The organism is Campylobacter sp. CH246 (assembly GCF_004378835.1).
Classification (GTDB): domain Bacteria; phylum Campylobacterota; class Campylobacteria; order Campylobacterales; family Campylobacteraceae; genus Campylobacter_D; species Campylobacter_D jejuni.
Map to the genome: position 1 here is coordinate 99,975 of NZ_RYYA01000002.1, position 22,597 is coordinate 122,571.

Sequence of the window (22,597 nt, forward strand, 5' to 3'; positions counted from 1 at the left end):
GTTTAGTTCTTATCTTTATCTACTAATTTTTTAGCACTGATCCAAGGCATCATAGCACGCAAATTGCGTCCTGTTTTTTCTATCAAAGAATCATTCATATTTTTGCGTTCTGCATGCATTCTAGCAAAACCTGCACGGCGTTCTAAGATAAAATCTTTTGCAAAAACACCATTTTGTATATCTTTTAAAACACCTTTCATCGCTTTTTTAGTCTCTTCAGTGATAATCTTTGGCCCTGTGATGTAATCGCCGTATTCTGCAGTATTTGAGATAGAATAACGCATATCTGCAATACCACCTTGATAAATCAAATCCACAATGAGTTTCATTTCATGCAAACACTCAAAATAAGCCATTTCGGGTTCATAACCTGCTTCAACCAAAGTTTCAAAACCTGCTTGAATCAAAGCACTAAGTCCACCACAAAGCACAGCTTGCTCACCAAAAAGATCTGTTTCTGTTTCGGCTTTAAAGGTTGTTTCTATAATACCTGTACGTCCACCCCCAATCGCGCTTGCATAACTTAAAGCTAAATTTTTAGCATTTTTACTTTCATCTTGATGAATAGCTATCAAGCAAGGAGTTCCACCACCTAAAGTAAATTCATTTCTTACTGTATGTCCTGGTGCTTTAGGTGCTATCATGATAACATCTACACCTTTTGGAACAACAATTTGACCATAGTGGATATTAAAACCGTGTGCAAAAGCTATAGCCTTGCCTTCACTTAAATTTGGTTTTATTTCGACATTAAAAATATCTGCTTGAATTTCATCAGGAGCTAAAATCATAATCACATCCGCTATCTTAGAAGCCTCACTCACACTCACCACTTCAAAACCAGCATTTTTTGCTTTAACAGCACTTACACTACCTTCACGAAGTCCGATAGTTACATTTACGCCATTATCTCTTAAATTCATCGCATGAGCGTGTCCTTGAGAGCCAAAGCCTATAATTGCTACTTTTTTTGATTTGATTAAATTTAAATCACAATCTTTATCATAATATACTGTAATAGCCATATTCACTCCTTAAAAATTCAAAAATTAAAGATACTATTATAGCAATTAAAGTATAAATTTCATATTTTTTTTATAAACTTTATGTAAGAATTTTATAAAAAATCATAAAGTATCAAAAGTGAAAGAATTTTTAAACAGTCTTAGTTATGGCATTAGTTCTCATGAAGTAAGCAATGAATTTAAACAAATTTTAAGAGAACTTTTAACCAATCATATCATCAAAGAACACAAAAACAAATACTATCTTAACAATGGTTTTGCCTTTGGAGTACTTGATATTTCAAACAAAGGCACAGGTTTTTTACAATGCTTTGATGAAGGTTTCAAAAAAGATCTTTTGATAGAAAACAAAAACCTAAAAGGCGCAAACTATAAAGATATAGTCGCGGTAAAACTTCTACCTTTAAAGAAAAAACGTCCCAGTGCAAAGGTGATTTTAGTTCTAAAAAGAGCTAATGAAACCTCTTTAGTGATCACCAAAAGATATGGCGAAGCCGTGCTTGGAATGAATATCAAAACAGGATTAAGCACTGCCTTAAAAGCTTCTCAAAAATCCTTAAAAGCACTACCTTTAGGGACAATTTTAAAAATAGAAAATGAAAATAATAATATCATAGAAGTTTTAGGACATATCGATGATGAAAGCGTGGATGAAAAAATCTCCTTAGCTCTTTTTAATAAAAATAACGAATTTAGCGACGCTTGTATCAAGGAAGCTCTAGCAAACGGTGATAGCGTTGATGCGAGTATGTATGAAAATCGCATGGATTTAAGAGCCTTGCCTTTTTGCACCATAGATCCTATACATGCAAAAGATTTTGATGATGCGATTTATTTTGACATCCAAAAACGAGAAATTTATGTAGCTATTGCTGATGTTAGCGAATATGTTTATGCTTATAGTGCTATAGATAAAGAAGCAAGAAATCGTGGATTTTCTATTTATTTTCCGCACATTGCTATACCTATGTTACCGCATCCTTTAAGTGAAAATATCTGTTCTTTAAAACCTCATTTAGATCGCTTAGCGTATTGTTTTAAAATCACACTCGATCATGAAAATAAAGTCATAAAAGAAGAACTTTTTGAAGGTATTATCAACTCAAAACGCCGTTTTAATTACGATGAAGTTGATGAAATTTTGATACAAAAACCTGATTTAAAAGAGCTTTCATGGCTTTATGAGCTTTTTGAAATCACAAAAAATTTACGCAAAATGCGTCTTAAAAATGCCTTTGAATTTCGCACCGAAGAATTAAGAATGAATTTAGATGAAAATTTAAGTCTAAAAAGTACAGTTTTTGAAAAAGACACGCCTTCGCATAATTTAATCGAAGATTGTATGCTTTTAGCCAATAAAGCCGCAGCAAAACTCATAGATATAGGCGTTTTTAGAAATCACTTAAGTGCTGATACAAGAAAAATCGATAAGCTTTTAAATGAATTACGCGAACTCGGAATCGATGTAAATTTTAAACCCAATCTTCCTGAGCTCATACGCGACATACAAGCTTTAGCTGATGAATTAAATTTAAGAGCAGAAGTAGATAAACTCATCATCAAAGCACAAAAAAAAGCGGAATACTCTAGCGTAAATGCGGGGCATTTTGGCTTAGGTTTTGATAAATACTCACATTTTACAAGCCCTATAAGAAGGTATTCTGATCTTATTTTACACAGACTTTTAAAAGCCAAACAAAAAAACGATGAAAAACTTTTTAATTATCTACTTTTAAACATAGAAAGTACTTGCGAGAATCTTAGCACACTTGAAAGAGAAGCAGATAAAGTTGCTTTTGATTTTATGGATAGAAAATTTGCTAGATGGGCAGCTAAAAATATAGGCAAAAAATTTAAAGCTTTAGTTGTGCAAAATGACGGAGTTTGCATAGCTAAACTAGATGATGAAATCAAAGGAGCGGATATAATCCTTTATGATACGCGTGTAAATTTGCTAGAAAATGTTGAAGTACAAATCATGGAAGCGGATATAGTTATGGCAAAAATTTATGCTAAAATCACCCAAAGACTTATAAAGGAAGAAAATGTATAGAAAAGAGCTCCAAACCCTGCTTTCTAAAGATTCAATACCTAATTTTTTCTTTCTTTATGGAGCAGATAATTTTCAAAGCGAACTTTATGCTGAATTTATAAAAGAAAAATATAAGCCCGATGAAACTTTAAAACTTTTTTTTGAAGAATACAACTTCACTCGTGCGAGTGATTTTTTAAGTGCAGGATCGCTTTTTAGCGAAAAAAAATTACTAGAAATCAAAACTTCTAAAAAAATTCCAACAAAAGATCTTAAAATTTTAGTCGAACTTTGCAAAAACAATACGAACAATTTCTTTCTTTTAGAGCTTTATGATGAAAGTTCTAAACAAAGCGATATAGAAAAAATTTTCTCTCCTCATTTTATAAGATTTTTCAAAGCTAACGGAGCTAAAGAAGGCGTGGAACTTTTAAGCATAAAAGCAAAACAACTAGGGGTTGAAATCACTCAAAATGCTTTATTTACTCTTTTTACAAGTTTTGATGAGAATTTATATCTTGCTGCGAGTGAGCTTAATAAATTTAGTGGTTTAAGAGTAGATGAAAAAACCATAGAACAATACTGCTATAGTTTGAATACAGGAAGTTTTGAAAGCTTTTTTGAGAAAATTTTAAAAAAACAAGACTTTAAAAGCGAACTTGAAAAAATTTTAGATAATTTTAATGAAATTGCTTTAATCAACTCTTTGTATAATTCTTTTTATCGTTTGTTTAAAATCGCACTTTATGCTAAAGTCAATGGTAAAATTGATTTTAAAGATCTTTTAGGCTATACTCCACCTCCTCAAGTGGGACAAAATTTAAGCTCTCAAGCCTTTAGTTTAAAAATCGAACAATATAAAGAAATTTTCACTCTTTTGCTTAAAAGCGAATACGAGCTTAAAACCAATTCTAAGCTCGTAAAAAAAGAATTTTTGATTTCAAATTTGCTTAAACTTGCAAGGATTTTAAAAAGCTAACTCACTCCATCACAAGTCGCATAAGGTGTAAGTCCTCACCTTGTGTGATTTTATATTCTATACTTTGACATTTAGGACACTTAAAAACATTTTCTTCTAAAATGCTTACTTGATCACATTTTAAGCATAAAATTTCAAGTGGAGCAAGTTCTATAAAAAGTTTAGCATTTTTACAAATATTTGAGTTTTCTTTAAAAGTTTCAAAACAACGCTTAAAAAGATCCACTTCTATACCACTCAAACGCCCGATTTTTACATAAATTTCTTGCACATTGTAAGCCTTATTGTTTAAGGCATTTTCTTCACAAAGTTCGATTAAAGATTCTACTATACTTAATTCGTGCATTAGCAAATTCTTGGTAAAAGTTCGCCTTTAGGACTTTCTAAAAAGCGTTTTGCCCCATAAGCGTTTTGTAAGATCACACGCGCTTTTTTCTCTTCTAAAACTTCTCCTATAATACTCGCATTTACATTGTATTTTTTTAGAATTTCTAAGGCTTTTAACTCATCTTCTTTTTCCACGCAAAGTATGAAAGTGCCTTCATTTGCAAGCTCATAAGCTTCATAACCAAAAAGCTCGCAAAGTCCTAAAACCTCATCTTGAACGATGATTTTTTCTTCAAAGATCAAAAGATCATTTCCGCTTTGCTTTGCCCACTCATTTAAAACCGCACTAAGCCCCCCACGAGTAGCATCTCTCATTGCTACAACCTTTATATCTTTTTCTAAAAGCTCTAAAACCTCTTTATCCAAAGCCTTACAATCACTTTTAACATCAGCTTCTAACTCATTTCTTTTGATTAAAACACTAGCTCCATGCCTTCCTATATCACCTGAAAGAAGTATGCTAAGCCCTGCTTTGATATTTTTACTTTCTTTTTTAGAAATAATTTCACCTAAGGCTGTAGTGTTGATATAAATTTCATCTGCTTTGCCCTTAGGAACAACTTTAGTATCGCCACAAACTAACATAACTCCGCATTTTTCACATTCTTCTTTAATGCTTTTTAAAATGCGTTCTAGTTTTTCTAGCTCAAAACCTTCTTCTAAGATAAGCCCTAAACTTAGATATTTTGGCTTAGCACCTACCATCAAAACATCGTTAATAGAACCACAAACACAAAGTTTGCCTATATTGACCTCTTCATCTAAAAAAATCGGACTTAAAACAAAAGAATCCGTGCTTAAAGCCAAATTTCCTAAAATCGCTGCATCATTATTTGCATTTAAAATTTCATTATCAAAGATCTTAAAAAGCTTAGTTAAAAGCTCGTTCATCTCTTCTCCGCCACCTCCGTGGGCTAAGGAAATATTTTTCATACATTCACCTTTGAGTATTTATAATACGCCGCACAAGCACCCTCGCCAGAAACCATACAACTTCCTATAGGACTTCTTGGCGTACAAGCCTTACCAAAAACTTTACAATCATAAGGCTTGGCCAAACCTCTTAAAATTTGCCCACAAATACAGGCTTTGCTTTCATTTTTACTTTGCACCGTACAATCAAATTTTTTACTCGCATCGTAAGCGCTAAATTCTTCTTTTAACTCCAAGCCTCCATCTTTAATAAGTCCTAAGCCACGAAATTCAAAATCACACACCCTAAAGTATTTTTTTACTAAATTTTGTGCTTTAACATTACCTTCTTTGCTTACGGCTCTTTTGTATTGATTATACACTTTAAAAGTGCCTTCATTGCTTTGTTTTATGATATTTAACACACTTTCTAAAATATCAACTGGCTCAAAACCACTCACCGCTATAGGGGTTTTAAACTTTGCTGCTAAAGGCTCATAAATACCATAACCTGTTATCACACTCACATGAGAAGGGCCTAAAAAAGCATTGATTTTTACATTTTCATCATTCATGATCGCTTCCACAGGTGCTGGAACCGTGATATGATTGATATGAAAAAAGACATTATTTATTTTTTCTTCTATAACCTTTTGAAGAAGTAAAGCACTCATAGGCGTAGTGGTTTCAAAACCTATAGCAAAAAAGATGATATTTTTGTTTAAATTTTGCTTAGCGATTTCCAAAACTTCAAGCGGAGAATAAAGTGCTCTAACATCAGCCCCTTTAGCTCTTAAATCCAGTAAAGAAATTTCACTTCCAGGCACCCTTAAAAGATCCCCTAAGGTACAAAAAATCGTATCTTTCATGGAGGCTAGCTTAATAGCTGTATCAATGCGAACTCTTGGCATAACACAAACAGGACATCCTGGCCCATGGATAAAGTTAATTTCCTTTGGCAAAATAGAAGGCAGGGCATATTTCATAATACTATGCGTATGCCCACCGCAAATTTCCATGATATTGATAGGATTTTTAAGTTCTTGTTCTATAAGTTTTTTTAAAGCTAAAATGCTTTCTTTATCTCTAAATTCATCGATGAAATTCATTTAAACCCAAATCTCCCTCATCACTTTTTATCTCTCCACTATTCATTTTTTCTACTATTTCTTGATAGGTTTTAATGCTTTCTAGTGCAGCTTCTTTGTCGATTTTTTCCATAGCAACGCCTACATGGATTAAGACATAATCGCCCTGTTTTAAAGGCTCATCAATCAAATCCAAATTAACTTTTCTTTTCACACCTAAAGTTTGTACTAAAGCATTGTTTAATTCATCGATTTCTAAAATTTCAGAAGGTATAGACAAACACATTAAAAAAGCTCCTTTTTAAGTTTAAGCACCTTATACCAAAGCTCCATATTAGTGCCATTTTTTGCATCAAGAGTGATAATATCTGCTCTAGGATTTAATTCTTTAATCAACCTAGTCGCCTCTTTAATATCGAAATCAAAATGATGAGCCAAATCTGCCTTTGTGATTAAAACTATATCAGCCTTTTTAAACATCACAGGATATTTTTGCGGTTTATCACTTCCTTCAGTTACCGAAAGCAAAACCACATTTAAATGCTCTCCTAAATCATAACTTGCAGGACAAACCAAATTTCCAACATTTTCTATAAAAAGCAAATCCACATCATCAATGGCTAAATGATGCAAAGCCTCATGCACCATAAAAGCGTCCAAATGACAGCTTTGCCCTGTAGTGATTTGATACGCCAAAGCTCCGGCATTTTTTACCCTTAGAGCGTCATTATTGGTTTCTAAATCCCCTTCAATCACAGCAATTTTAAGTTCATTTTTCAAAGCCTTAATCGTGCTTTCTAAAAGCGTGGTTTTTCCACTACCTGGAGAACTCATTAAATTGATACAAAGCGTGTTAGCTTCATTAAAATGCGCTCTATTATGCTTAGCTTCTTCATCATTTTTGCTTAAAATTTTAGAAATCACTTCTATGGTTTTACTTTCTTTTAAGCTTGGATTTTCATGATGGTGATCGTGATGATGACCATGCGTATGGCTTGAATTTATAGAGCAGCCGCAATCTTTACACATTTTCTTTCCTTATATATTTTTTGTTTCATTTTAACCTTAAAAGCATTAAAAAATTATGAGTTTTTAGAATATTTGCTTTATTTTTCTAAATTTAAAAAATGCACCATTTGTCCTAAGGCTATGGAGCTATCATTACAAGGGTACTTTAAAGGTATAAAAAAATCAAAATTTTTAGCTTTTAAAATTTCAAGCAAGGTTTTGTTTTGAAAAACCCCTCCGCTTAAAAGCACTTTTAAATCATAATCTTTGCTAAAATCTATGATAAAATTTGCCAAGGCATTAAACATACCTGTAATCGCCTTAGTTTTTTCATCTTGCAAAGCCCCTAGGATTAAATTTTTAAAATTAACCTGCCCTTTTTCTACAAAAAGCTTATAAGAAAAATCAAGATTTTTATCATAAAAAGCTTCACACATTAAGCCAACTTGAGCTTCATAAGAACTTTTTTCTAAGTTAAAAACAATACTTCCAAAAGCATCGATAATGCGTCCTAAAGAACTTGTTTGTAAGTTAGAATGAGAATAAATTTTTTTAAGATTTTTAAGTTTAATTTTTGGAATTTTTGCTAAAAAATCCTTAGCCTTATCTTCTAAATCATAATGAAAAATAAGACTTAAGGCTAAATTTTGTATATTTTTAATATCACTATTTATAAGAGTGAAATTTTCAAAATGTGCAATTCTTTCATATTCTTTTAAATTTCCTACAAAAACTTCTCCACCCCAAATTTTACCATCTTCGCCATAACCTGTTCCATCACAAATAAAAGCTAAAGCCTTTTCATCTTTTGCAAAATTTTCTTCATATTCAAAATAAGCCGCACAAAAATGCGCATAATGATGAGAAATTTTAATCCTTTCTTCAAATTCTTTTGCATAGCTAAAATGCGGGTGTTTATCGCACAAAATCGCATCAAATTTCAAATCATAATTTTGTTTAAAAAATTCTAAAAGTTTAAAAAATCTCTCATGCGCATCAAGACTTTTCAAATCCCCTATATAAGGAGAAATTAAAAGTTTATTTTCATAAAAAATCACAAATTCATTTTTAAGTTCCGCACCTAAAGCTAAAAAAGTGCCTTTTTTATTAAAATTTCTTTCCAAATAAAAAGGATTTAAACCCCTTGAAGTACGCAAAAACATAGTTTCACCATTTACCACTTGAGCTATGCTGTCATCACTTGCATTGATAATTTCCCTATCATAATCCAAATAAAAATCAAAAACTTTATCAAGTTTTTTACACAAATTAAACTCATCTTTAATAATACTTTCTCCGCTTAAATTTGCACTCGTTGCTACAAGGCTTCCTTTAAAATACTCAAAAAGCAAAAGATGTAAAGGTGTATAAGCTAACATAATACCGATTTTATCAACATCAGGAGCGATTAAAGAAAAGGCTTTTTTTGCCTTTAAAATCACAATAGGAGCTAAAACCCCACCAAGCAAAGCTTCTTCTTTTTCATCTATAAAGGCAAGTTCTTTAGCACTTTGTAAATCTTTACACATCAAAGCAAAAGGTTTTTTAGGGCGATTTTTTCTAAGTCTTAGAGTTTTTAAAGCTTCTTCATTAAAAGCATCGCACATGAGATGAAAACCACCTATGCCTTTTATGGCTAAAATTTTACCTTCCTTTAAAAACTTCGCACTTTGCATAAAAGCTTCTTGATCTTTAGCTAAAATTTCACCCTTTGGATTTTTAAGAAAAACATTGATTTTGCATTTAGGACAACTAATAGGCTGGGCATGAAAACGCCTATTTTTAGGATCTTCGTATTCACTTTTACAAAACTCACACATCAATAATTCTTGCATAGAGGTATTAAATCTATCATAAGGAAGACTTTTTATAATACTAAAGCGTGGCCCACAATGTGTGCAAGTGATAAAAGGATATAAAAAGCGTGGATTTTTTTCATCAAAAAATTCTTTTTTACACTCCTTACAAAGCGCAAAATCGCTTAACATAGGCGTGCTTTTTGTATTCTCTAAAGAAGGAGTAATGCTAAAATTCTCATAGTTTGAAATAGAAATTTGCGTGATTATAAGCTGATCTATTCTTGCTAAAGGTGGAAGATGATTTTTTAAATTTTCTATGAAATTTTCACATTCTTTTTGAGTGCAAGCAAGGATGATTTCTACCCCAAAACCATCATTTCTTACCTCTCCAAAAAGCTTTGATTTCAAAGCTAGTTCATAAACTAAGGGGCGAAAACCCACCCCTTGAACTAAGCCTGAAATTTTGATCTTATACCCTAAGTGGTACATCGCTTAACTGACAATTTTTAAGATGTTTTAAAGTATTTTTAAGCAAAGATTTATGTTCAAACAAAGATCCACTTATAAGCGCTAAATCACTTTGCTTTTTCTCTCTTAATTCATCATAAGTATCACGTAAGAAATAAGCCAAACTCTCAACCGCTCCATAAGCGATATTAGCACTATCTACACCTGCTAACATAAAACTCATAGCAGATCTTAAGGTTCTTGTATAATCAAAACTTTTATCTTCTTTCAAACGATAATCAATCTTTACTCCACGAGGCATTTTTGACTCATCAGCGATTTTTAAAAGCTCGCTAACACTCTCTTGTAAATTTTTACCCAAATTTAGCACTCTACCTACTAACCCAAGCAAAGAATAAAAATTGTTTTGAAGCTCAAAATTTTCATCTAAAAGAGGAAATTCCTTGCTAAAATTTTCTAAAAGCCTTGCACCAATTTCATCTTTTTTAATTTCTTCATAAAGTTCTTTGCTGTGTTTTGGCAAGGAAAGTTTAAGTAAATTAAGCTCTTTATTGACAAGCAAAATATCTTCATAATCCTTACTAAGCTCTAAAATAAAAGCCTTTTCTTTATAACGGCTTACAAGATAAGAAATTCTTGCCATATTTTTATCTTCTTTAGAAAAAATAAGCTCTCTTGCCTTAGCATTGATAAATTCAAAGCCTTCCAAAACCACCACTTGCTCATCTAAAGCACTGATATAAAAATCTTTTTGATATTCTTCTATCTTTTTTACGCTCAAAAATTTATATTCATTTTCAAAAAGTTTTAAACCTAAAGCAAAACAAAACAAATCCCTAGCAAGTCTGATTTTAAAATCACTAAAATCAAGATTGTGATTTTTTCTAAACATGGCATTAAGCCTTAGTTTCATCAAAGGTTTTTCTAAACTTGCAAGAAATTTTAAATTTTCATTTGAACAAACAAAAACTGAATTTATAGCCTTAATATCACAAGGAAGCAAAAAATCTCCTATAAATTCATTCTTAAACAAAGAAAATTCATAAATACCATTTTTATCTTTTAAGTAAATCTTTTTTTCTTGACTTAACAAATCAAAGGCAAGATTTAAAAAAGTATTAAAATTGTCTTCATTAATTTTTTCAAATTCTGATAAATTGCTTGAAAATTCACACTCACAAAACACGCCCCATTCGTTTTTGTTTAAAAGTTTTTTTTCTTGATAAGCATTAGAATTTAAATGAGTAATATAAGAAAATCTTGAAAATTCTTTATCTTCTGGTATACAAGGGTTAAAACCATGCCCCGCTTTTACATCAAATTTTTTCAAAAAAACACTATGACTCATGAAATTCAAAGAATCACAAAAAGTCTTTAAATTTTCTTCATCTGCATCGATAGAAAAATGATAAGTATTTTCTTCTTTACTAAGGATATAATTGTAATTTTTCGCATAAAAACGCAATAAATATTCAAAAATATCATTATCTGCATTATAAATAAAATCAAAATCCAAAGTCATATTATGCCTTTTTTGAAAAATAAACTATAAATATAACATTTTTAACTTAAAAATTCTTTCTCTCTTTGCCTAAAATCACTCATAAAATGCTCTATAAAAGTATAAAATTCTTTGCTATGATTGGGAAATTTTAAATGGCTAATTTCATGCAAAATCACATATTCAATAGCTCTTAAACTCTTTTGAATGAGTTTTAAATTTAAATTAATATAAGCTTTATTGTGATTGCAAGAACCCCAACGCGTTTTCATATTTTTAATGCTTAAATGCGTGTAAAATAAGCCTGTTTTTTTACTCCATTTTTTAAGATAAAAAGTAAAAATCTTTTTAGCATTTTGTCTTAAAAATAAATCTAATTTTGCTTTATTTTGACAAATTATTTTATCTTTATCAAAATAAATTTTTTTGGCATTTTCATCAAAAATAATTTTATATTTTTTAGCTAAAAAGATTAACTCATCATCTTTTAAAACTTTTTTTTCAAATCTTATTTTTGCCTCATTCATCCAAGAACTTGATTTATCTAAAAACTCATAAACACTTTTAAAGGTGCAAAAATAAGGAATACTAAGAACAAATTCACCCTTTTCATTTAGCCTTAATCTTAAAGTTTTTATGCATTTTTTAGAATAAAAATAGCACTCATCTTTATAAATAAATGATTTTAAACTAGAGCTTTGCCTTGCCATTTTTTACTTTTCCATCTGTATGAATTTACCATTCCACGCAAAAACTCATCTGCACAAAATCCTATCCAAACCCCTAAAATTCCAAGATTAAAATGAAAACAAAGCACATAACCCACAGGCAAAGATACCCCCATCATAAAAACAAGTCCGCTAAAAAATGGAAACTTAGCATCGCCACTTGCGCGCAAGGAATTAACCATAACTATATTAAAAGTTCGTGAAATTTCAAGAAAGATTGAAAGAGCAAATAAAGGTATCATTAAATTTTTTAGCTCTTCTTTAAGCCCTAAAATTTGCATAGTAAAATCTTGACAAAGATAGTTTAAAAACGCCACTAAAGCACTCGCTATTACACTAAAATATAAAGCACGCCAAGCATGTTTATAAGCGATATTTTCATATCTAGCACCGACTAATTTACCTACTATGATTTCATTAGCTATGCTTATAGCTTGTCCTATAAGCATGATAAGCATTGAAATTTGAAAATAAATCGTTTGCACACTCAAACTCGCCTCACCCAAGCTTGCTACAAAAGCAAAAGCTATAGTGTATTGGACTATCCACAAAAGATTTTCCCCTGCTGAAAATCCTCCTATATTTAAAACCTTTTTTAAAACTTCTTTTTCAAGTTTTATCATTTCTTTGATTTTAAGATGAATTTTAAGTTTATAAAAAAGTATCGCAAACAAAGCAACTATAGCAACAATGCGAGCAAAAATATTACTAAGCCCTATTCCAAAAAGTTCTGACTTTGTATAATGCAAAACATAATAATTTCCACAAATCACCACTATATCCATCAAAAAACCTATAAACATGACCCAATAAGCCATATTATAAACCCTTACAATAGCAGCTAAAACAATACCTATGGCATCAAAAAACAAACAAATTGCAAGCATATGTAAGTAAATTTCGCTATCTTTGAGCAATTCTTGTGGAATTTTTAAAAGATAAAGCAAATACTCCCCATGCCATAAAATAAGCACACCGCATACAAAGCCTAAAAGTGCATTTAAGAACAAACTTTGATGAATCACTTTTCTTGCTAAAACATGATCTTTTGCACCAATAGCTTGTGCGATCACCACACTACAACCCACACTTAAAAATGAAAAAATAGTGATAAAAAGATCTAAAATTTGATTTCCAGCCCCCATAGCACCGACAATAAAATTAGAATAATGCGACACCATAGCGGTATTGATAATCACAGTTAAATACTTAGAAAGCAAATCCCAAAATATAGGAAAACTAAGTCTTGTTAAAGAGAGTTGTTTTTTTGCCATGATGTTATCTTATCTCTTTTTTTAAATATTTTTTTAAAAAACAATTCTACTTAAAAATTACTTTTTTAAATATAAACATTTAATATACTCAATTTGTTATATTTAAAATAATTTGATGATTTTCTTCTTTGAAAGTATACACTAGCTCATCACATTTATATGAGACTTCCTTCTTGCAAATTTTATCTTGCAAAGGTTCTTTTAATATTTGCAATAAATGTTTTTTAAAAAATAATTTTGTGCTCAATCCCATTCCATGATTTAAATTTTTAATAAACTTATTATCAACTTGTGAAATAGCAAAAAATTCTACTTTAAAATTTAATTCTTTTAAAATATGTACAAAATTTTCCTTATTTTTAAAAGGAGATCTTTCATCAAAAATACTATGATATAAAATATATTTTGGATTTGGGTATAAGCTTTGTATTATTAGATGTTCTTTGTTTAATGGTTCTCTTATGATTTTTCTAGCATTTGAAAAATAATTTTTTGAAAATTTATTATTATTCCAATAAGTTTTATCACTTAAATATAAAAATATATTTTTAAATAAAGTATCATCATATGTTCCATGATATCTAGTAAAATCGATTTCTTTTCCAAAACCTATAAGTCTAAAAATATTTCCAAACAAATTAACAAAAGAAGAATTATCTAATATAAAATCAATACTCCAAGGAGCTATTTTTGCACATAAATTTGCTAAATATCCGCCATATGAATTTCCAAACAAAATCGTTCTAATACCCCCCCCCATTAGTTTAAATGGAGAATTTTCTTTTATATAAAAAATAGCATTTAAAATATCCATAGCTTGCATTATACCAAAATTTGATATTCATTTTTAAATGGTAAAAAACTTACATGTGTTTTTAACTTATAGTTTTGATGTAATTGTTGATTTAATTTTAATTTTTGAATTTCTTGATCTATTCTTATAAAAGCATTATTTAGATTTTCATAAGAATTTATACCATAAACATTTATACATTTTAAATTTATAGCCTTTAAACTAGTATCTAAAATGAATTTATCTATATCATCCAAATAAAAACTAGAACCCAAATGAGGTCTATTTCCTATACAATGATAGTTAATATTAATAACAGCAACTTTATAATTTCTAGTCAAATAATCATCAATATAAATATAACTATTCATATCTTCAGCACCACCTGGAATAATACAAACAATAGCTTCTATTTCTTTACTATCATCATAAGTCAATCTAAATTCTAATTTACTTCCCCTTTTGATATTTAATTCTACATCATCACAAGAATCTATAGAATAAATTTGGTTTATAATCATATTAAACCTTTTTTTGGAAATTTTTAATTAATTATATCATCAAATTTCCAAAAAATAAATCTTATCCAAAAGCACCGCTTAAATAAGCCTTGGTTTTTTCTTGTTTTGGATTTTCAAAAAATTCTTTACTTTCACCAAATTCTATAAGCTCGCCTAGATGAAAAAATGCAGTATAATCAGCCACGCGTTTGCCTTGTTGCATGTTGTGCGTTACCATAATCATGGAAAGATTATGACTTAATTCTTTTAAAAGCTCTTCTATAACACCTGAGCTAATAGGATCAAGTGCGGAAGTTGGCTCATCTAAAAGCAAGAGCTTAGGTTTTATTGCTAAAGCTCTTGCGATACAAAGGCGTTGTTGTTGTCCACCTGAAAGAGCTAGGGCATTTTGCTTTAATTTATCTTTAACCTCTTCAAAAAGCCCTACTTTTTGTAAACAATCCACCACCAAAGCTTCTTCTTCATCTTTGTTTTTAATCATACCATGAAGTTTTGGTGCATAAGAGATGTTTTCATAAATGCTTTTTACAAAAACATTGGGTTGTTGAAAAACCATGCCTACATTTTTACGCAAGGCTACTACATCTTGATTTTTAACATCTTTTCCTTCAATTTCCACTAAACCATCGATTTTTGCAATTTTATCATTCATTCTATTAAAACAACGCAAAAAAGTGGATTTACCACATCCTGAAGCACCGATGAGTGCAGTAATTTTGTTTTGCTCTATTTGCATATTGATATCAAATAAAGCTTGTTTTTTTCCATAAAATAAATTTAAATTTGTTGTTTTTGCTATCACTTTAATTTTCCTTGAAAATATTTTCTTAATAATATTGCACTAAGATTTAACACAACTAAAAGTCCTAAAAGCACAATAATACCCGCTGCTGTTCTTTCTAAAAATGCACGCTCTGGCATAGCCGACCATGAGTAAATTTGAGCAGGTAAAACGCTAGTTGGATCAAAAATCGAACTAGCTACATCAGGGATAAATGCTATCATACCGATAATCATCAAAGGTGCAGTCTCGCCTATAGCTTGAGCTAAAGTCAAAATAGAACCTGTTAAAATCATAGGCATAGCCAAAGGCAACATAATGCCTTTTACCATTTGAACCTTTGTCATACCTAAGGCATAAGCAGCATTTTTCATATTGATATCCACACTTTTTAAGGCCGCTTTGGTTGAAACAATGATAATAGGCAAACTCATGATCGCCAAAGTAAGCCCACCCACTAAAGCACTTGAACGAGGCATTCCAAAAAGGTTGATAAACACTCCAAGTCCTAAAAGTCCAAACAAGATACTAGGAATACTTGCAAGGTTGTTAATACACACTTCTATAAAATGCGTAAGGATATTTTGTGGTGCAAATTCTTCTAAGTAAATTGCCGCTGCAACGCCTATAGGAACACTCACAACCATACAAACAAGCATAACAAGCAAAGTCCCTACAACTGAAGATAAAATTCCTGAATTTTCAGGAGATTTTGAGTCTCCATTTAAAAAGAAATTGCTATTAAATTTAAGCTCTATCTCGCCTTTTTGCACAAGATCATCGACTAAAGTTCTTTGTTTTTCACTAAGGCGATTATATTTTTGCTTCATATATTGATCTACTTCTGAATTTGCCAAAAGCCAAGATTTTTCAGTGATTTGTCCTGTTCTTATTTTTCTTTGTTCTGCGCGAGATAAAAGATCATAAGCAGGAGAATTTCTATTAGCCTCTACAAAAATATAAGTTTGCTTAAAAGCAGGAAATCCAAGATAAGCCACACTTCCTAAAAAGATACAAAGAAAAATTAAATTAATATAAAGCCCCATTTTACAAAGTCTTTTAAAAGACTTTGAAGCTTTTTGTCTTTTTTTAAAAAGTTTTTTCATAAATTTTTCCTTTTGTGAAAGCGATTGATAAGATAAACGCTAAACATATTGATGATTAAAGTGATGACAAAAAGCACCAAACCTAAAGAAAAAGCACTCAAAGCCAAAGAACTATCAAAAGCTTGATCTCCACTTAAAGCTTCTACGATTTTTACCGTTACTGTTGTCATATCTTCTAAAAAATTCATCGTTAAATTTGGACGCAAAGAAGCTGCCATTACCACTATCATGGTTTCACCTAAGGCTCTTGAAAGTCCTAAAAGACAAGCTGCAACTATACCAGGAATAGCCTCAGGTAAAATCACAGCAAAAACCACTTCTTTTTTTGTCATACCTAAAGCATAAGCGCCATTAATCCTTTTCTCGCTTACTGCTTCAATACAATCTTGAGATAAAGAAGCCACTATAGGTACTATCATGATCCCCATGATAAAACCTGCGCCTAAAGCACTTTGAAAACTTGCCTGTATCCCAAATAAAGAAAAAAACCACACTATAAAAGGCGCTACGACTATAGCCGCAAAAAATCCAAAAACAACAGTAGGAATCCCTGCAATGATTTCTAAAATAGGTTTTAAGTAATTTTTAGATTTTTTGCCAGCAAAAACACCTAAATATATAGCACACATAACCCCTAAAGGTAAAGCCGTTAGCATAGCAATCAATGAAATATAAAAAGTTCCCCAAAAAAGCGATAGTGCCCCAAAAACACCTTGTTTGCTCGTGCCATCTGCATTCATAAAAGCTGCATCAGCTGCCCACTGACTTGAGAATAAAAAGGTAACAACGCTTTCTTTTTGAAAGAATTTTAAAGCTTCAATTAAAATTGTAAGCATGATAGCAAAACTTACTATCACGCTTACAAAAGCACATAAAAAAAGTGCGAATTTGATTATTTTTTCTTTTAGCAAAGTTTTTCCTTAAAAAACTTTTCCAGCTTTTACAAGCTCATCATTTAAAATTTTTCTATCTTCTACATGTTTTTGAGAAGCTTTTAATTTATCATCACTTAAAGGAACAAGTCCTATTTTTTCAAGCTCTCCACCACTTTTTGCCAAATCATCACTCATATAAATTTTTGCAAATTCAAAGGCTTCTTTAGGATTTTTCTTTGCATTGATATAGATAAATAAACTTCTTGCAAGATCGTATTTTTCATCTGCGATGCTTTCTTCGCTTGGCGTAACACCATCGATATTAGCAGCATTGATTTTGTCTGAATTGCTCACTAAAAAGCTATAACCAAAAATTCCAAAAGCATCCTTATCAATAGTAAGTTTTGAAACGATTAGATTATCATTTTCACCACTTGGGATATAAGCACCATCTTGGCGTATGGTTTTATACTCGCCTTTATACTCAGGAATTTTTTTAGACACATCACTCATTACAAGCTCTTCTATAGTATCTCTTGTTCCTGAACTTGATGGTGGACCATAAACACTAATTTTACGATTTGGTAAATTTTTATTGATTTGATTCCAGTTTGTATAAGGATTTGGTATAAGTTTTCCATTTTGTGGAATTTCTTTTGCTAATGCTAAGAAAAGTTCTTTTTTTGTGATATTTAATGGAGCATTGGTTTTATTTTGAGCTAAAACTATACCATCATAACCTATCATCATCCCTACTATATCAGTTACCCCTGCTTTTTTGCAAGTTTCAAATTCACTTAATTTCATAGGTCTTGAAGCATTGGAAATATCAGTAGTTCCTTCACAAAATACCTTAAATCCACCCCCTGTTCCCAAGCTCTCTACTATAGGAGTTTTTGTATTTTTGATCGAAGCATATTCTTCAGCTACAAAAGAAGTAAAAGGATACACAGTCGATGAACCTGCGATTTTTAAATCTGCTGCACTTAAAGCACCACAAAGTGCAAGACTTGCCACACTTAAAGATAGAATTTTTTTCATTTTTTCTCCTTAACTTTAAAAAAAGTAATGGAAGTTTAAAAAAACTTGGAAACATTTTGGAAACATTTTTTATTTTGTATTTTTCTTAAATATAATTTGTAACTATCAAAAAATTTAGCTTGTTTTTAAAAAAATAATATATCATTACAAAACATTTTAAATTTTAATAAGGAGATAAGAATGCTTTCTAAAGAAGTTATAAAATTACTCAATGAACAAATAAACAAAGAAATGTATGCAGCAAACTTATATCTTAGTATGAGTTCTTGGTGTTATGAAAACAGTCTTGATGGAGCTGGAGCCTTCTTGTTTGCACATGCAAGCGAAGAAAGCGATCATGCTAAAAAGCTTATCACTTATCTTAATGAAACAGATTCTCATGTAGAGCTTCAAGAAGTAAAACAGCCTGAACAAAATTTCAAATCTTTACTTGATGTTTTTGAAAAAACCTATGAACATGAGCAATTTATCACAAAGTCAATCAATACTTTAGTTGAACACATGCTAACACATAAAGACTATTCTACTTTTAATTTCTTACAATGGTATGTAAGCGAACAACACGAAGAAGAAGCACTTTTCCGCGGTATAGTTGATAAGATTAAATTAATCGGAGAACATGGAAATGGACTTTATTTAGCTGATCAATACATCAAAAATATTGCATTAAGTAGAAAAAAATAATCTTTGCCCTATTATGGGCAAATCTCGCTTTGGATTGAAGGTATGACTTATTTTTCTTTAGAATTTAGTATTTTAATGATAGCTTTTTTTGCTATTTATTGGACTTTTAAAAATGATTATAAAATACAAAATATTTTAATTTTAATTTTCTCTTATATTATTTATATTTTAATCAATCCTTATTTCGCCTTGGTTTTGTTTATATATACCTTTTTTATACACTATTTCGCCTTGCTAATTTTTGTGCGTCGCAAGCGTTATATTTTCGCTACTTGTATAGCTTTTATTATTTTAAATTTATGTTTTTTTAAATACTTTCCTAGCATCAAAGGAAGTGTTGATGAGATATTAAATTTTTTCGGTTTAGAATTTTTAAATATTGATTTAGTATTACCAATAGGAATTAGTTTTTATACCTTTACTTCTATTACTTATCTTGTGGAAGTTTATCAAAAACGCCGTTTAGAAAGTTTTTTAAATTTAGCAACCTTCTTATCATTTTTTCCAACACTACTTTCAGGGCCTATTATGCGAAGTTCTTTTTTCTTTGAACAGGCCTATCAAAAACGCGAATTTAAACATGCAAATTTAATCATCATCTTGCTTGTTTTTGGTATAGTTAAAAAAGTTTTAATAGCCAATTACCTTGGAATTTATGCTAAAAGTATTTTAGACTTTCCACAATCTTATAATTTCATACAACTTTTAAGCGCAATTTACGCCTATGCAATTCAAATATACTGCGATTTTAGCGGATATGTTGATTTAGTTTGTGCTTTTGCTTTAATGTTAGGTTTTACCCTTCCGCCTAACTTTAACATGCCTTATCTTGCAAAAAACCTAAAAGATTTTTGGGCTAGATGGCATATCAGTCTTTCAACCTTTATAAGAGATTATATCTATATACCTTTAGGGGGCAATAGAAAAGGAATACCACGCACTGTAGCTAATATACTCATCGCTTTTATACTTTCAGGTATGTGGCATGGCAATACACTTGCTTTTATTGTTTGGGGTTTATTGCATGGTATTGGCATAGTTTTTATACATTTGCTAACTTTAAGCAAATTTAGTTTACAAAAAATTCCAGCTTTAGGAAGATTTTTAACCTTTCAATTTGTATGTTTTACTTGGATTTTCTTTTATTATAACAAAAATCTAGAAGATGCAATAGAATATTTTAAAGCTTGTTATTATAATTTCTTCCAAATTCCATCCTATAATGATATTTATATGTTGGTTGCTTTTGGGGTTCTTTTTATGATCTATCCTTTATTTATTAATTTTAAAGAATATTGCATTAAGATTTTAAATCTTACTCCATTTTTACTAAAACCTTTTATCATAGCTTTTATTTTACTTTTGGTTTTTGCTTTTATGCCAGATGGAATTCCTGATTTTATTTATTCGAGTTTTTAGATGAGTATGGTTAGATTTTTCTTTATTTTGATTATAGTGCTTGGCTTGGTTGTTGTAGTTATGAATCAGAGTATTAGCTCTTATATAGAACAAAAATATCACTTTGCATTCTATCCTCATAATGATTTTTTAAAAGAAGCCAATGGCTTCAAAATTAAATTAGAACAAATTCGTGCAATTTTAAGCAACGAACCCTTGCCTCAAACTAATGAAGAAACTACAAATCAAGAAAATAAATCAATAGATGAAAACTTAAGTAAAATAGATAAAGTTCTAAACACTTTAGAAAATGATGAAAACACTTCTCATAAAGAAACAAATCCAACCTTAATCCAAGATGCAAATATTAGTTTTATCGACAATACCAAATTAGAACTACAAAATGGAGATGAGTTTTTATTTATCGGAGATTCTTTAATGCAAGGTGTTGCAATAGCCTTAAATAGAGATTTAAGAAATTTAAATCTTAAGGTAACCGATCTTAGCAAACAAAATACAGGCCTTTCTTATAAATCCTATTTTGATTGGTCAAAAGCAACCAATGAAGCTTTTGTTAAAAACTCAAATATTAAATATCTTGTTGTTCTTCTTGGTGCTAATGATCCTTGGGATATTAAAAAAGGAGGAAGTTATCATCGTTTTGGCTCCCCTTCTTGGATAGATATTTACACAAGTCGTGTAGATGAAATCATTAAGATCGCTAAAAAACATAAAGCCAAAGTTTTTTGGTTTGAAATCCCTCCTGTAAAAAGAGAGGAACTAAACAAAAAAATACAAATACTTAACAAAATTTACAGCGATGAAATTCTTAAAAATAAAGAAATTTTTATCAACACTAAGCTATTTTTTAGCGTCAATGATCAATACTCAGCTTATATAAAAGATGAAAACAATAGAAGTATAAAAGTAAGAACAGATGATGGGGTTCATTTTACTCCAAGTGGCGCAAGAGAAATGTCTAAACTTTTATTAGAACACATAAAACTTAAGGAAGAAAATGCTAGTAAATAAATTTAAAATTGTCTTATTGTTTTTTATTATTTTTACTAGCTCTTATGCACAAAATTTAAATACAAATGACACAATAGATTCCATACTCAATCAAAACAAAAATCACTCTGCTTTAACAAGTTATGTATCAAAAAAAGATCTTAAAAATCTAGAAAAAAAATTAGAAAAAAATCAAAATATAGGAATTAGAATTTATGGGGATTCTCATATGGCGGCTGATTTCTTTCCGCGTGTCATAAGAGGATATTTAATCCGTTCTAACTCTATAGGTTTTGCCTATCCTTTACAACCTAAATATCAACAAAATCTTAATCTTGTTTATTCTTATAAAAACTTTGAAATTTTAAACTCAAGAAATCCTGCTAATGCTGGACATAATTTTCCACTAGGTGGGATAATAGCCAAAGCAAAAACTAAAGGCGCAAAAATCAACCTTGATACAACCCTAGATAAAAAAAATTTCAAAATAGGATTTTTATTTAAAGCCAAGCAAAATACCAATGCTTTTAGCATCAAAGATGCAAAAAATCAAAGCTATGAGTTAAGAACTACACAAATTAACAAATGGTCTTATAAAGAACTAGAACTTGATCTTCCTTTGCAAATTTCAGCCTTACAAAAGGATGCTGAACTAGGAGGATATTTCATCACAAATAAAAATAATAATGTTTTCTTAGATACCATTGCAATCAATGGTGCCAAAAGTGATTTATGGCTCTCTTGGAATCAAGAAGTTGTAAAAAAAGAACTAGAACTTTTACACAATGATTTAATTATTCTTGCCTATGGTTCTAATGATGCACTCTTTAAAGGGTTTGAAAAACAAAAATTTAAAAACAATTTAAAAAAATGGATTAGTATTTTAAAAACTTACAATAAAAACGCTGTTATCATATTAATCTCTCCACCAACCGTAGTTCAAAAACAAGGTAAAAACTACAAGCTTGCTCCTGATTTTTTTACTATACGCAAAGCATTATATGAAGTTGCTAAAGAAGAAAAAACTCTTATTTTTGATATGCATCAGTTTATGCAAAATAGCGGAGGAAAAAACAAATGGATAGAGCAAAAGCTTTCGCTCAATGATGTACATCTTACTATAAAAGGCTATGAGCTGATGGCTAAAAAATTGCTCGAAGATTTAAAAAATATCATCGATTATTAA

20 protein-coding genes and 1 pseudogene are annotated in these 22,597 nt (G+C 30.2%); 6 read left to right on the top strand and 15 right to left on the bottom strand.

Translation table 11 applies throughout. From position 1 onward, the window contains the following. Positions 1-2: 2 nt before the first annotated feature. On the bottom strand, positions 3-1,025 hold the full coding sequence (gene ilvC, locus ELQ06_RS02150) for a ketol-acid reductoisomerase (RefSeq protein WP_002858483.1): 1,023 nt from the start codon (positions 1,023-1,025) through the stop codon (positions 3-5). 118 nt (positions 1,026-1,143) lie between these two features. Between ilvC and ELQ06_RS02155 the strand changes: the two genes are divergently transcribed. Together ELQ06_RS02155 and holA are read left to right on the top strand one after the other, a co-directional pair. Next, entirely contained in the window at positions 1,144-3,078 is a 1,935-nt protein-coding gene (locus ELQ06_RS02155) for a ribonuclease R family protein (protein WP_052794068.1), read from the top strand. Beyond that, positions 3,071-4,036, top strand: coding sequence for a DNA polymerase III subunit delta (holA, locus tag ELQ06_RS02160; protein WP_052794069.1), 966 nt, complete (start codon positions 3,071-3,073; stop codon positions 4,034-4,036). Before ELQ06_RS02155 ends, holA begins: the two co-directional genes overlap by 8 nt. A 1-nt stretch (position 4,037) precedes the next feature. Here the strand turns inward: holA and hypA are convergent, their stop codons facing one another. The 14 genes and pseudogenes from hypA to ELQ06_RS02230 all read right to left on the bottom strand — a co-directional run bounded on the left by hypA (position 4,038) and on the right by ELQ06_RS02230 (position 18,318). Further along, a complete protein-coding gene (gene hypA, locus ELQ06_RS02165; protein ID WP_002876687.1) occupies positions 4,038-4,382 on the bottom strand; it encodes a hydrogenase maturation nickel metallochaperone HypA in 345 nt (114 codons plus the stop codon). Then, on the bottom strand, positions 4,382-5,356 hold the full coding sequence (hypE, locus tag ELQ06_RS02170) for a hydrogenase expression/formation protein HypE (protein ID WP_002787379.1): 975 nt from the start codon (positions 5,354-5,356) through the stop codon (positions 4,382-4,384). The genes hypA and hypE overlap by 1 nt, the downstream gene beginning before the upstream one ends. Continuing rightward, positions 5,353-6,444: a hydrogenase formation protein HypD gene (hypD, locus tag ELQ06_RS02175; RefSeq protein ID WP_002785902.1), complete on the bottom strand. Its 1,092-nt coding sequence runs from the start codon at positions 6,442-6,444 to the stop codon at positions 5,353-5,355. Before hypD ends, hypE begins: the two co-directional genes overlap by 4 nt. Continuing rightward, the gene (locus tag ELQ06_RS02180) at positions 6,428-6,709 is read right to left on the bottom strand and encodes a HypC/HybG/HupF family hydrogenase formation chaperone (protein ID WP_002776342.1); all 282 of its coding nucleotides are present in this window, start codon (positions 6,707-6,709) and stop codon (positions 6,428-6,430) included. The genes hypD and ELQ06_RS02180 overlap by 17 nt, the downstream gene beginning before the upstream one ends. Beyond that, positions 6,709-7,452 carry a hydrogenase nickel incorporation protein HypB gene (hypB, locus tag ELQ06_RS02185; RefSeq protein ID WP_002781680.1) on the bottom strand — a complete coding sequence of 248 codons (744 nt, stop codon included), beginning with the start codon at positions 7,450-7,452 and terminating at the stop codon, positions 6,709-6,711. The genes ELQ06_RS02180 and hypB overlap by 1 nt, the downstream gene beginning before the upstream one ends. 77 nt (positions 7,453-7,529) lie before the next feature. Continuing rightward, positions 7,530-9,719, bottom strand: coding sequence for a carbamoyltransferase HypF (gene hypF / locus ELQ06_RS02190; protein WP_052794070.1), 2,190 nt, complete (start codon positions 9,717-9,719; stop codon positions 7,530-7,532). After that, positions 9,700-11,220, bottom strand: coding sequence for a hypothetical protein (locus ELQ06_RS02195; protein ID WP_052794071.1), 1,521 nt, complete (start codon positions 11,218-11,220; stop codon positions 9,700-9,702). Before ELQ06_RS02195 ends, hypF begins: the two co-directional genes overlap by 20 nt. A 41-nt stretch (positions 11,221-11,261) precedes the next feature. After that, positions 11,262-11,909, bottom strand: coding sequence for a M48 family metallopeptidase (locus ELQ06_RS02200; protein WP_002855023.1), 648 nt, complete (start codon positions 11,907-11,909; stop codon positions 11,262-11,264). Then, on the bottom strand, positions 11,885-13,201 hold the full coding sequence (locus ELQ06_RS02205) for an MATE family efflux transporter (RefSeq protein WP_002876671.1): 1,317 nt from the start codon (positions 13,199-13,201) through the stop codon (positions 11,885-11,887). Before ELQ06_RS02205 ends, ELQ06_RS02200 begins: the two co-directional genes overlap by 25 nt. A gap of 88 nt (positions 13,202-13,289) precedes the next feature. Continuing rightward, a pseudogene (locus tag ELQ06_RS02210) lies at positions 13,290-14,515 on the bottom strand (DUF2920 family protein). A 61-nt stretch (positions 14,516-14,576) separates the two neighbouring features. Then, a complete protein-coding gene (pstB, locus tag ELQ06_RS02215) occupies positions 14,577-15,317 on the bottom strand; it encodes a phosphate ABC transporter ATP-binding protein PstB (protein ID WP_002776307.1) in 741 nt (246 codons plus the stop codon). Continuing rightward, on the bottom strand, positions 15,314-16,402 hold the full coding sequence (pstA, locus tag ELQ06_RS02220; RefSeq protein ID WP_002797470.1) for a phosphate ABC transporter permease PstA: 1,089 nt from the start codon (positions 16,400-16,402) through the stop codon (positions 15,314-15,316). Before pstA ends, pstB begins: the two co-directional genes overlap by 4 nt. After that, entirely contained in the window at positions 16,399-17,313 is a 915-nt protein-coding gene (pstC, locus tag ELQ06_RS02225; protein WP_052780064.1) for a phosphate ABC transporter permease subunit PstC, read from the bottom strand. The genes pstA and pstC overlap by 4 nt, the downstream gene beginning before the upstream one ends. Positions 17,314-17,322: 9 nt before the next feature. Next, complete coding sequence (locus ELQ06_RS02230) at positions 17,323-18,318, bottom strand: substrate-binding domain-containing protein (protein ID WP_052797779.1); 996 nt, start codon at positions 18,316-18,318, stop codon at positions 17,323-17,325. Between the two features lie 180 nt (positions 18,319-18,498). Here ELQ06_RS02230 and ctf point away from each other — a divergent pair, with 180 nt between their 5' ends. Genes ctf through ELQ06_RS02250 form a run of 4 tightly spaced genes read left to right on the top strand, consistent with a single transcriptional unit; the run spans position 18,499 to position 22,597 of the window. Further along, positions 18,499-19,002: a non-heme ferritin gene (ctf, locus tag ELQ06_RS02235; RefSeq protein ID WP_002825034.1), complete on the top strand. Its 504-nt coding sequence runs from the start codon at positions 18,499-18,501 to the stop codon at positions 19,000-19,002. A 42-nt stretch (positions 19,003-19,044) separates the two neighbouring features. Then, positions 19,045-20,421 (top strand): MBOAT family protein, encoded by a 1,377-nt coding sequence (locus ELQ06_RS02240; RefSeq protein ID WP_052794073.1) that lies wholly within the window; start codon positions 19,045-19,047, stop codon positions 20,419-20,421. Further along, complete coding sequence (locus ELQ06_RS02245; protein WP_052797780.1) at positions 20,422-21,432, top strand: DUF459 domain-containing protein; 1,011 nt, start codon at positions 20,422-20,424, stop codon at positions 21,430-21,432. After that, on the top strand, positions 21,419-22,597 hold the full coding sequence (locus ELQ06_RS02250) for an SGNH/GDSL hydrolase family protein (RefSeq protein WP_052797781.1): 1,179 nt from the start codon (positions 21,419-21,421) through the stop codon (positions 22,595-22,597). Before ELQ06_RS02245 ends, ELQ06_RS02250 begins: the two co-directional genes overlap by 14 nt.

Bases quoted from the DNA above. Each gene is read 5' to 3' on its own strand.
- hypB (WP_002781680.1), bottom strand. From the start codon at position 7,452: ATGTGTAAAGATTGCGGCTGCTCTATAAATTCAAGCCATACGCATGGT.
- holA (WP_052794069.1), top strand. From the start codon at position 3,071: ATGTATAGAAAAGAGCTCCAAACCCTGCTTTCTAAAGATTCAATACCT.
- ELQ06_RS02200 (WP_002855023.1), bottom strand. From the start codon at position 11,909: ATGGCAAGGCAAAGCTCTAGTTTAAAATCATTTATTTATAAAGATGAG.
- ilvC (WP_002858483.1), bottom strand. From the start codon at position 1,025: ATGGCTATTACAGTATATTATGATAAAGATTGTGATTTAAATTTAATC.
- hypE (WP_002787379.1), bottom strand. From the start codon at position 5,356: ATGAAAAATATTTCCTTAGCCCACGGAGGTGGCGGAGAAGAGATGAAC.
- ctf (WP_002825034.1), top strand. From the start codon at position 18,499: ATGCTTTCTAAAGAAGTTATAAAATTACTCAATGAACAAATAAACAAA.
- hypA (WP_002876687.1), bottom strand. From the start codon at position 4,382: ATGCACGAATTAAGTATAGTAGAATCTTTAATCGAACTTTGTGAAGAA.
- ELQ06_RS02195 (WP_052794071.1), bottom strand. From the start codon at position 11,220: ATGACTTTGGATTTTGATTTTATTTATAATGCAGATAATGATATTTTT.
- pstA (WP_002797470.1), bottom strand. From the start codon at position 16,402: ATGAAAAAACTTTTTAAAAAAAGACAAAAAGCTTCAAAGTCTTTTAAA.
- hypF (WP_052794070.1), bottom strand. From the start codon at position 9,719: ATGTACCACTTAGGGTATAAGATCAAAATTTCAGGCTTAGTTCAAGGG.
- hypD (WP_002785902.1), bottom strand. From the start codon at position 6,444: ATGAATTTCATCGATGAATTTAGAGATAAAGAAAGCATTTTAGCTTTA.
- ELQ06_RS02250 (WP_052797781.1), top strand. From the start codon at position 21,419: ATGCTAGTAAATAAATTTAAAATTGTCTTATTGTTTTTTATTATTTTT.
- ELQ06_RS02180 (WP_002776342.1), bottom strand. From the start codon at position 6,709: ATGTGTTTGTCTATACCTTCTGAAATTTTAGAAATCGATGAATTAAAC.
- ELQ06_RS02205 (WP_002876671.1), bottom strand. From the start codon at position 13,201: ATGGCAAAAAAACAACTCTCTTTAACAAGACTTAGTTTTCCTATATTT.
- ELQ06_RS02245 (WP_052797780.1), top strand. From the start codon at position 20,422: ATGAGTATGGTTAGATTTTTCTTTATTTTGATTATAGTGCTTGGCTTG.
- ELQ06_RS02230 (WP_052797779.1), bottom strand. From the start codon at position 18,318: ATGAAAAAAATTCTATCTTTAAGTGTGGCAAGTCTTGCACTTTGTGGT.
- ELQ06_RS02240 (WP_052794073.1), top strand. From the start codon at position 19,045: ATGACTTATTTTTCTTTAGAATTTAGTATTTTAATGATAGCTTTTTTT.